This is a genomic window from Paenibacillus sp. AR247 (assembly GCF_002968895.1).
GTDB classification, from domain to species: domain Bacteria; phylum Bacillota; class Bacilli; order Paenibacillales; family Paenibacillaceae; genus Paenibacillus_AQ; species Paenibacillus_AQ favisporus.
Window position 1 is genome coordinate 1,201,318 of the sequence record NZ_PCZT01000009.1, and the last position, 9,522, is coordinate 1,210,839.

The following is a 9,522-nucleotide window of genomic DNA, read 5'->3' on the forward strand; positions in this document are numbered from 1 at the left end:
AATACCGTAAGCTTTGATGCATTTTGACTCCTCTATAATGAACACTACCGGGCTTGGTAACAGCAAAGAACAAGGAGAGATTTTATGCAAGGACATGGTAAAATAGCGCTGACCTCAGCAGTGGCGAAGCAGAGATTTCCCGGACCGTGGGCCGGAGGAATCGCCTTGATCGTTTCGCCTATACTGCTTCTGGCGGGCATCCTGCTCCGCTCACCGTATCACTTTTTCTTTCCCGACCAGTTGGCCGCTTATGACGAGCATCCGCTGCAGATGACGGCTTCGTACAGCCTGTTCGAGGCCGGGATTATCATGCTCTGGCCGGCCGTCCTGCTGCTGGTCCAGTCGATCGGCGTTTCGAAACCGCGCTTCGCGCTTTGGGGCGGATTATTCGTCATTTCAGGCCTGTTTGCCCGCACCTTCCATGCAGGTGTCGACCATCTGGCTTTTCAGCTGGTGAAAACGGGCGGCGTTGGTCAGGCGGTGAACATGGTCGGAGCTGCGTACGGTGCCTTCCACATCTACAGCACTTTTAATCTTGCTATCATCTTAGGATGGGTCGTGCTGGCCATCGGCTCTTACCGTTCCGGAACACTCGGCTTGGTCCAATCCGCAGCACTGGCACTGGCCAGCGCACTCCCGCTCGGCGTATTGAAAGGAACGACGCCATGGTCCATCGCGGCAGCCGGAGGGCTTGCCGTCGCTTTTATTCCATTCGGGTGGACCATACTGCGCAGCACCCCTTTTCCCGGATGGTTGAAAATAGGAACTTGGACGCTAATCGTTTGCGTCGGGATTTCCCTGTTCACTTTGTTTGGCCGCATGGGTTAATGAAGTCTAATACAGACCCCCATTAAGGAGGAGACACAATCAATGAATGTCGTCATCGAAGGCAAACAAATCTCCAAAGTATACGGCTCGGGATACAGCGTCATACCCGCCCTGCAACACATTGACCTAACCGTCATGGAAGGCGAAAGCGTGGCTGTTATGGGACCGTCAGGCTCAGGAAAGACGACGCTGCTTAATATTTTGGCCACTATCGATTCCCCGACCTCGGGCGAGGTGGTGATCGACGGACACAACATCCTGAACATGAACGAAGAGCAGTTGTCTTCGTTTCGCCGAGACCGGCTTGGCTTCGTTTTCCAGGATTACAACCTGCTCGACACGCTGACAGTTAAGGAAAATATCGTGCTTCCGCTGGCCATTGCCAAAATGAATGTCGGGCAGCTGGAGCAGCGGGCAAGCGAGGTTGCGGTCCGGTTCGGGATCCAGTCGATTCTGGACAAGTATCCGTACCAGATATCGGGCGGGCAGAAGCAGCGCACGGCCGCTTCCCGGGCGATCGTGACGAAACCCGCGCTGCTGCTAGCCGACGAGCCTACCGGGGCGCTCGATTCCAAATCGGCGACCGACTTTCTGGAGAGCCTGAAGGAACTGAACGAACAGGAAGGAACTACAGTTCTGATGGTTACGCATGACGCCTATGCCGCCAGCTACTGCAATCGGGTGATTTTCATCAAGGATGGAAGCCTGTTCACCGAATTGGTCAAGGGAAGCCAGTCGCGAAGGGAAATGTTCAAAAAAGTGCTGGATGTACTGGCCGTACTGGGAGGCGGAGCCATTGACGCTGTTTGACGTAGCGAAGAAAAATATTCAGGGGAACGTCAAAAACTATTTAATCTACCTGCTGTCCATGATTTTCAGTGTCATGATTTACTATATTTTCGTGTCGCTTCAATATAGCCAGGCAATTGCTGAAGGACTTCAGTCCTCCGAAAGCCTCCGAGCCGTTCTGTCCCAGGCATCCGTCATCCTGATCTTATTCACAGCCATATTCGTATGGGGCTCGAATGCCTTCTTTACCCGAAAAAGAAAGAAGGAGGTTGGTTTATATGCTCTGCTCGGTATGCGAAGACAAACGATCGCCCGGATGCTATTCTATGAAAACCTGATCATGAGTCTGGTTGCCTTGATCTTGGGCGTCTTTCTCGGCACCCTTTTATCGAAGCTGTTCACTATGATTTTGCTGAAGCTGCTGGATAACCCGGTCCGAGCCGGGTTTGAAATTCACATTGAGGCCATTGGTCAAGTTACATTGGTATTTGCGGTCCTGATCTTGATCACTTCCATGCAGGGCTACCGGCTGATCTATAAGTTCAAGCTTGTGGAGCTCTTCCAAGCTGAGCGAAAAGGCGAGCATGCCCCCCGAATTTCTCGGCTCGCTGCAGGGCTGTCCGTCATCCTCATTGCTCTGGGTTACTGGACTGCCTTTAAACCTATAAGTACGACCCAAGGTATCCTTGTCAACTTCTCCATCATTTTTATAGGACTAGGCGCAGGCACCTATCTGTTGTTCCGCTCCCTTGTCATTGCGCTCTTACAGCTGTCATCACATCATAAAAAAAGGTATTACCGCGGCATCAACATGATCGGCACTTCCCAGCTGCTCTACCGCATCCGCAGCAATACGGTCATGCTGACAACGATCGCGCTGCTCAGTTCCCTGACCTTGTGCGCGGTAAGCGTCGGCTACAGCTTTTTTTATACACAGAAACAGAGCGCCGAACAGGAGATGCCGTTCAGCTACACCTACGCCGCTTCGGAAAATGGGCTTGATGCCGTGGCCAGACAACTCATTCTCTCGGACGCCAAGCATCCGGTTATCGCTGAAATCGACCTTCCTGTGATTGCGACCGAGGCCGATCTGACCCGGTTTGCCTATCATCCGGGAAATTACGAGCCAAATAAGGTTCCTGTAAAGCTGATATCTGCATCAACGTATAATCAGGCCGCTTCGACACTGAGCTATAAAGAACGCCTTCAGCCCTCAGGTCGGGATGTTGTCCTCGTTCGCCCATTGTACACGAACCTATCGGCTGATGAGGTACAAGGAAATCGAATATCCGTCACCACAGGGAATGAACAGGTGAGCTTAGAGGTGACTGGGGTTGCTGAAGGACGCATCCTTCCTTGGGGCTATCCGGATCTGTGCATCGTCATGAGCGACAGCCTGTTCAGCCAATTGAGAAAGAGCCTCGAAGCCAGCACCTATAAGGCCTTTAAAGTCAGGGGCCAGGAAACGACGAAGGAAACTGCAACGGCGCTCATCAAGCTTTCTGGAGACGGAAGCGGAATGGCCACATTCTATCAGCAGTATCGCCAGAATGTGGAGAACGCCGGCATCAACGTCTTTACGCTCGGATTTCTCGGGCTGGTCTTTCTGGCAGCCACCGGGAGCATCATCTACTTTAATCAGTTGACCGAAGCGGAAGCCAGCAAAGGAAGCTATGGCATTTTACGAAAAATCGGCGTAAGCCGTAAAGCTATCCGCCGGTCTGTCGCCAAGCAGGTGCTGTTCGTGTTTGGACTCCCGCTGATTGTCGGACTGGTCCACAGCATCATGATGCTAAAGGCACTTGCCGGCATTAACCTGATCAGCGGCCTGTTCGCCGTTCCGATCCTACTCTCCGGCGGGGCTTATCTTCTGATCTATCTCGCCTATTATGCGTTTACGGTCAAAACCTATTATCGGACCGTATCGGCACAGCTATAAATATAGCAAAGGGGATGCCCGTGGTGTATAACCACGGGACATCCCCTTCTTCAATCGGTGAGGACAGCACGCAATCCCTAGTACAGCAAATCCTTGCCGTACTGCTCTCCCTCCAGCATATCGTAAACCACAAGCTTGTAATCGTTCAGAAGCTTCTGCTGCTCCGGCGTCAAGGCAGAGATCACGGCGTTATCCTTGCCGATTAACACGCTTTTGTTCAAGCCGGGAATTTCGGACTTCACTTTCTCCAGCAGCTTGTAATACGCCGGCATACTCTGGCCGGACAGCTCGAACACGGTCGGTCCGATAAAAGCGGGACTCATCGTGCCCGGAGACTTGCTGCCGATATCAAAGTTGGCCAAGTAGATCAGCTTCGTCTCATGCTTCAGGCGCGGGTTGTCGTTAAATCCGGCCTGGGCATACACCCCGGAGGACAATGCCGGCAGGTGATCGCCCCAGAACGCGACGATCGTCGGCCGCTGAATCGTCTTCAGCTGTTGGCTCAAGTAAGCCACTGCCTCATCCGTCAGCTTAGTATCATGTGTGTATGTTTCCAGCTCGTCTTTATATTCCGGTTTGACGCCGGAAACCGTAATCGTGTTCGAACCGTTCAGCCCCTTGGTAAACGGAAAATGGTTCTGCATCGTCACCAGGTGCAGGAACGTCGGCTTGCTCGCCGACTTCAGCTCACGGACGGCTTCCTGCACGGCGGCCATGTCGGAAATGTAGCCATTCGGCGTATACCGCTTGGCGTTCGGCAGGTCCTTCTCACTCGTGAATTGGTCGAAGCCGAGAATCGGATACACCCGATTGCGGTTGTAGAACGTGTCATCGAAGGGATGCAGCGCAAGCGCCTCGTATCCCCGGTCCTTCAGAATGCTGACGATGGAAGGCAGTGAGGACATTTTGACAATTCGCTGCTGGTACGGAATCGACCCGTCCTTCAAAAAATACATCGACAGGCCGGTCAGCGCCTCGAATTCCACGTTGGCCGTGTTGCCTCCAAACTCGGGGGACAGCAGAAAACCATCCGGCGTCGATTGGGCATTCTGGTGAATAAACTTCAGCGGATCCTCGCTGAACGTATAGGACGGCATCCGGGTCGGATCAAAAAAAGCCTCGTCCATCATATACATAATATTCGGCTGCTCTACCGCTTTGGTTGGCGGCGTACCGGTAGATGTTCCGTATTTTTGCGCGATGACTTCGATCGCTTCTTTGCTGTAACCCTCCGGCTTCTCGATCAGGTTCTGCATCAGGTTGCCGGCGAAGGCGTACACGAACCCGTTCTGGGCGTAGTTGACCTTCTGGTTCCACGGAATGTTCTGATACTTCAGCGATGTGGCCAGCGCATGCTGGCCTCCGACCATTTGTATAAATCCGCCGACTGCCACCAACGAGATAATGCCGAGCGTAATCCGCAGCGGAAGACGGACCTTGACCTTTGGCAGCTTCAGCATCAGATAGATCAATGCCGCAACGAGCAGTACCGATACGATGACTGCTGTCGGCGAAATCATGCCCTTCGTAATTTTCGTCATTTCCTGGGCGTTCTTGATCTGCATCAAATCCCATGGGAATAGAGGCTCGCCCGTTGTGGACAGCTTCTCATAATTGGCGATCCCGAGGACCACGCATACGAGAAAAGCGATCAATGCCCCCGTATAGACATTCGGAATGATCATGGCACAGACCAGCAGCACGAAAAAGAAAAACAAACTGCCGGACAAATACAGCCAGTAATATTGGGAAATCCAGTTCAGCACGCTTCCGATATTCATTCCGAGCGAAGCCGCCTGCATGAAGAAGTTCAAAATAAAACCGCCGAGCAGCAAGGAGAAAAGGGTTGCCCCCACCCGCCTGGACGGCACAAATAATTGGCGCACGGTATCACTCCCATCTGTTCTCAAGCGATCAGTATACGCCAATTATCTTAAAAAAACATTAAAATCATACGAAAATTTAACATTCTCTTTATATTGGCATTACAATTTTGTGAATTGACAAACCCCCACGGAATTACCGTGAGGGTCGGATCATACCTATATCGATTTGCGAACTTTGCTAGAAGCTGTTCACAATCGCATCGATTTCTTGCATTTGTTTAGCCGATAATGGGCCAAGGGATACAGCTCCTGCCAGTTCCTCCACCTGCCGTCTCGTTTTAAAGCCCGGAATCGGGATCGCGGCATCGCTTCTCGCCCACAACCAGGCAAGGGCTCCCTGCACCAGCGTCCGCTCGCCGCTCGTCAAAATTTCTTTGATGGCGTCAAGCTTCTCAATGAACTCGGGAAGGGGGCTGCCGTCTTTAAAGTACCTCACCCAGTCATGCCCGCTGCCTCTGACATCCGTATTCGGCAGGCTTGTCTCCGGCCGGAATTTGCCGCTCAAAAGCCCCATCGCCAGCGGCGTGTTGTTAATGCTTGCAAGACCCAACCGCTCGCAAACGGCCACTACGTCACGATTGTCATGAAAAACATTTTGCTCATGCTGAATGGCGGCTGCATGCGACCTGCTGGCGAAAAACTCGGCGTTCCCAGCATCGCCCGTGCTCCACCCGTATGCCCGGATAAGCCCTTCCCCGCACAGACGTTCCAGCGGATCGATCACGGACTCCATCTCTTCGCGGGTCAATGAACCCGGATGAATTTGCAGCAAATCGATGTAATCGGTCCCCAGCCGCCGGAGCGAACGCTCGCAGGCAAAGCGGACATAGGTGGGCGAGACGTCGTAACGCAAATGTACTTCCCTGTTCGCGGCGTCCTGCAAAAATCCGAATTTGGTGGCGATCACCACTTGTTGCCGGCGTCCCCTAACCGCGCGGCCCAGCACTTCTTCACTATGTCCGGTTCCATAAGCGTCGGCCGTATCAAAGAAGGTCACTCCCATGTCCAGCGCCGTATGAATGGCCGCCTCCGATTCCGTATCGTCCACTTCGCCCCATCCGTCAGGCAGGCCGCCGAGCGTAAAGTTTCCGCCAATCGCCCAGCACCCGAGCCCAAGCGGACTTACTCTTGGGTCCAGGTGCTTGAGGACGGGTTGTCCATCTTTACCATGGCCGCAAGAAACCGAAATGTTCATCAACCTCCTCGGGGGAAATGGTTTTTACCGGCACTTCAAGGCGTTGGCTAATAACATTAGCGATATCTTTAAACGGGATCGCTTCTTCGCCGACACCGTGCAGCCGTGCGCCGGCAGGAGCCTTTTCCAAGGCCAACCGGAACAGGTGCGCGAGATCGAGAAGGTGCACAGCGGACCAGCGATTAGACCCTTTGCCTAAGTATGCCGAGTAACCTCTGGTCTGAGCTAGGTTGATGAGGGCCGGGATGAAGCCATGATCCCCTTTGCCGTGTACGGACAACGGGGGCCGCACCACCGATACACGCACACCTCGTTGGGCGAATGACAGTGCCGTCTCTTCGGATGGGATCCGAAGCGCTGCGAACGACTGTGAATCCGTTGGGTCCTCTTCCATTGCGAGACGGCCCGGTCTAAGAAGGGCGGTACCGGATGTGACAACGAGGGGCCGATTCGTTCCCGCGAGCGCTTCGCCCAACGTCTCGATCGCTCGCCGGTCCGCTTCGGCGGTGTCTACAAAGTTCGTGGTTTCGTCAAAGTTGTTAAAATCCGTGTTAAATGCGGTGTGTATGACACCTTCCGATGCCTCGGCGCCAGCTTTAAGGCTGTCGAGATCGTGGAGGTTGCCGCGATGCACCTCAACCCCGGCGGCAGTTAAAGCTTCAGCCGATTTGTCTGAGCGGGCAAGCCCCACCACATGATGTCCGGCACCCAAGAGTTCGCGGACGACAGCGGAACCGATAAAGCCTGTTGCTCCTGTAACAAAAACACGCATAGTAAAGTCCTCCTAAAGCTATAGAGTAGTTTAGCTGCTGCATCCCTTGCGGCGGAGATCTCTTATCCCCTTGCCGCTGATTCAACGCTAAACTTAGCATACTCCACAGCTCACCCAGATCTTTGCCTGATCTTCGCCACTCTTTGCCTGATATTCTGGTATGCTTCCCGAATCTGATCAAACCCCCGCTCACCCACACCATTCGGTCAGTCCATGATTAGTTCTCTTTGAAGCAATCTGGAAACGTCCCTTCTTGGAGGGCGTCCAAAATAAGCGCTGTAATCCCGGCTGAACTGGGAGTCGCTTACATACCCTACAAGCCGGCATGCAGTGGTCGCGTCCATTTGGCGAGATAACATCAGATGCCGGGCTTCTTGAAGGCGCAGCGCTTTTTGGTATTGCAGCGGGCTCATCGACGTGACTGACTTAAAATGCTTATAAAAAGTAGACACACTCATATGCTCCAATTCCGCTAAGTTTTCAACCTTTATTTGCTGAGAAAAGTTGTCACGGAGCCAAGCAATGGCCTTCACCACAGGCTGCATTTCCGAGTCAGCAAAACCCATTTCGGCAACATGAACGCCGACGGGGCTGCGCAGAAGCCGTATTAAAATCTCATCCACTGCGAGTGGAGCCAGCAATTCGGCATCGCCGGGGTGAAATAGATACTCTATCAGTCTCGACATCGTCCTTACAATGCCTAAGTCTGCGTGAGTGACGTAGCATGCACTCCGTTCATGAATTGGAGGCAGTCCCTGGGGATACACTTTCAGGACCAACTCGGCGATTCTTTGCGGATCCAGATCCAATCTGACACCGAGCAGCGGTTCGGAATGGCTGGCTTGTGTGGTCTGAACAGCAACCGGCAGAGCCGCGGGTGTCACAAACATATCCGATTGGCCGATTCGATGAACCTCCTTCCCGACCGTGATGTCCTTGGCTCCTTGCACAACGATTCCCAAAGAAGGCGAGTAAAAGGTTTTAACGTTGTCCATATCTACTCGTGAATAGCGGCCGATGAACAAACCAGGGATGCGCTGATCAAAGGCACCGTCATGCGGAGCATACAGGTAGATCAGCTGTATCAGCCGGGCTGTTTCGGCTTCAAGCGTCCCCCCGGCGTCAGGATACGCCGATGGAACCGCATGTTCATTTATTAGCTGCACCGTTTTTAACAACTCCTCGTATCATTTACTTCCTCCCTTAACGATAGCTTCGATACTCTTTCATCTCAAGGCTCAATTAGAATTAACACCGACGGCTTCCACTTCAGAAGTAAAAAAAGTGCTGCGAATATACTCCGGATCTCCCAGCAGCGGCCGTCCGATGGCGATAAAGTCCGCCAGTCGATCCGTTAGGATAAACTCGGCAAGTTCTTTGGTGTAAATTTTACCCACGGCAATGATGGGAATACTCACGTATTGCTTTATAATGGAGGCATAGGGTACCTGATACCCTTCGGGCGTCGCGGCGGGATTGACCGGGAGCAGGCCGCCGGAAGACACGTCAACGGCATCGATCAGTGGCTCCAGGGAAGCGGAAATTTTCGCCACATCTACGGGCGTAAGGCCCCCTTCGGTAAAATCGGACGCGGATACGCGGATCAGTACCGGATAGTCGCGTCCCACCTCCGAACGGACGGCTTCCAAAATGTCACGCAGAAACCGGGTTCGTTTTTCCGGCGAGCCGCCATATTCATCTGTCCGGTGGTTGGACAGCGGGGAGAGGAACTGATGCACCAAATGACCGTGTGCCGCGTGCACTTCGATGCCGTCAAAGCCGGCTTCCAGGCTTCTTCTGGCAGCTAGCCGGAAATTATCGATCTCGCTCCGGATCTCCGACAAACTCATTTCTTCCGGAATCCCGTATTCGTCGTCGTAGGCAATCGGACTCGGTGCTAGCAGACGAGCCCCCCCGTTTCTCCACGACTTTCTGCCGCCATGCGTAAGCTGAATGAAAACCGGCGTGTTTTTGGCGTGAACAGCTTCGACCACTTTTTTCAAGGGGGCTACATGCTCATCCGTAAAAATGCCGATGTCGTTGCTGAACAGCCTGCCGTTCGGCGATACCCCGGTCGATTCCAGCATCACCATCGCGGCTCCGCCGGCAAGCC

Annotated in this window: 8 protein-coding genes; 3 read left to right on the forward strand and 5 right to left on the reverse strand. The window is 53.4% G+C overall.

All coding sequences use genetic code 11. From position 1 onward, the window contains the following. The first annotated feature begins 84 nt into the window (after positions 1 to 84). Genes CPT76_RS13675 through CPT76_RS13685 form a run of 3 tightly spaced genes read left to right on the forward strand, consistent with a single transcriptional unit; the run spans position 85 to position 3,556 of the window. Positions 85 to 828 carry a hypothetical protein gene (locus CPT76_RS13675; protein ID WP_105443302.1) on the forward strand — a complete coding sequence of 248 codons (744 nt, stop codon included), beginning with the start codon at positions 85 to 87 and terminating at the stop codon, positions 826 to 828. Between the two features lie 42 nt (positions 829 to 870). Next, on the forward strand, positions 871 to 1,638 hold the full coding sequence (locus CPT76_RS13680) for an ABC transporter ATP-binding protein (protein ID WP_105443303.1): 768 nt from the start codon (positions 871 to 873) through the stop codon (positions 1,636 to 1,638). Next, the gene (locus CPT76_RS13685; protein ID WP_181152835.1) at positions 1,625 to 3,556 is read left to right on the forward strand and encodes an ABC transporter permease; all 1,932 of its coding nucleotides are present in this window, start codon (positions 1,625 to 1,627) and stop codon (positions 3,554 to 3,556) included. Before CPT76_RS13680 ends, CPT76_RS13685 begins: the two co-directional genes overlap by 14 nt. A gap of 77 nt (positions 3,557 to 3,633) precedes the next feature. On the opposite strand, the gene CPT76_RS13690 is transcribed toward CPT76_RS13685, so the two are convergent. From CPT76_RS13690 to CPT76_RS13710, 5 genes are all read right to left on the reverse strand, one after another. After that, positions 3,634 to 5,442: an LTA synthase family protein gene (locus tag CPT76_RS13690; protein ID WP_146116241.1), complete on the reverse strand. Its 1,809-nt coding sequence runs from the start codon at positions 5,440 to 5,442 to the stop codon at positions 3,634 to 3,636. Between the two features lie 178 nt (positions 5,443 to 5,620). Continuing rightward, a complete protein-coding gene (locus tag CPT76_RS13695; protein ID WP_105443306.1) occupies positions 5,621 to 6,637 on the reverse strand; it encodes an aldo/keto reductase in 1,017 nt (338 codons plus the stop codon). Beyond that, a complete protein-coding gene (locus CPT76_RS13700) occupies positions 6,606 to 7,409 on the reverse strand; it encodes an SDR family oxidoreductase (RefSeq protein WP_105443307.1) in 804 nt (267 codons plus the stop codon). Before CPT76_RS13700 ends, CPT76_RS13695 begins: the two co-directional genes overlap by 32 nt. A 206-nt stretch (positions 7,410 to 7,615) precedes the next feature. Then, positions 7,616 to 8,587: an AraC family transcriptional regulator gene (locus tag CPT76_RS13705; protein WP_258168402.1), complete on the reverse strand. Its 972-nt coding sequence runs from the start codon at positions 8,585 to 8,587 to the stop codon at positions 7,616 to 7,618. A gap of 60 nt (positions 8,588 to 8,647) precedes the next feature. After that, the coding region (locus CPT76_RS13710) for an oxidoreductase (RefSeq protein ID WP_105443309.1) at positions 8,648 to 9,522 on the reverse strand (875 nt) is incomplete at its 5' end.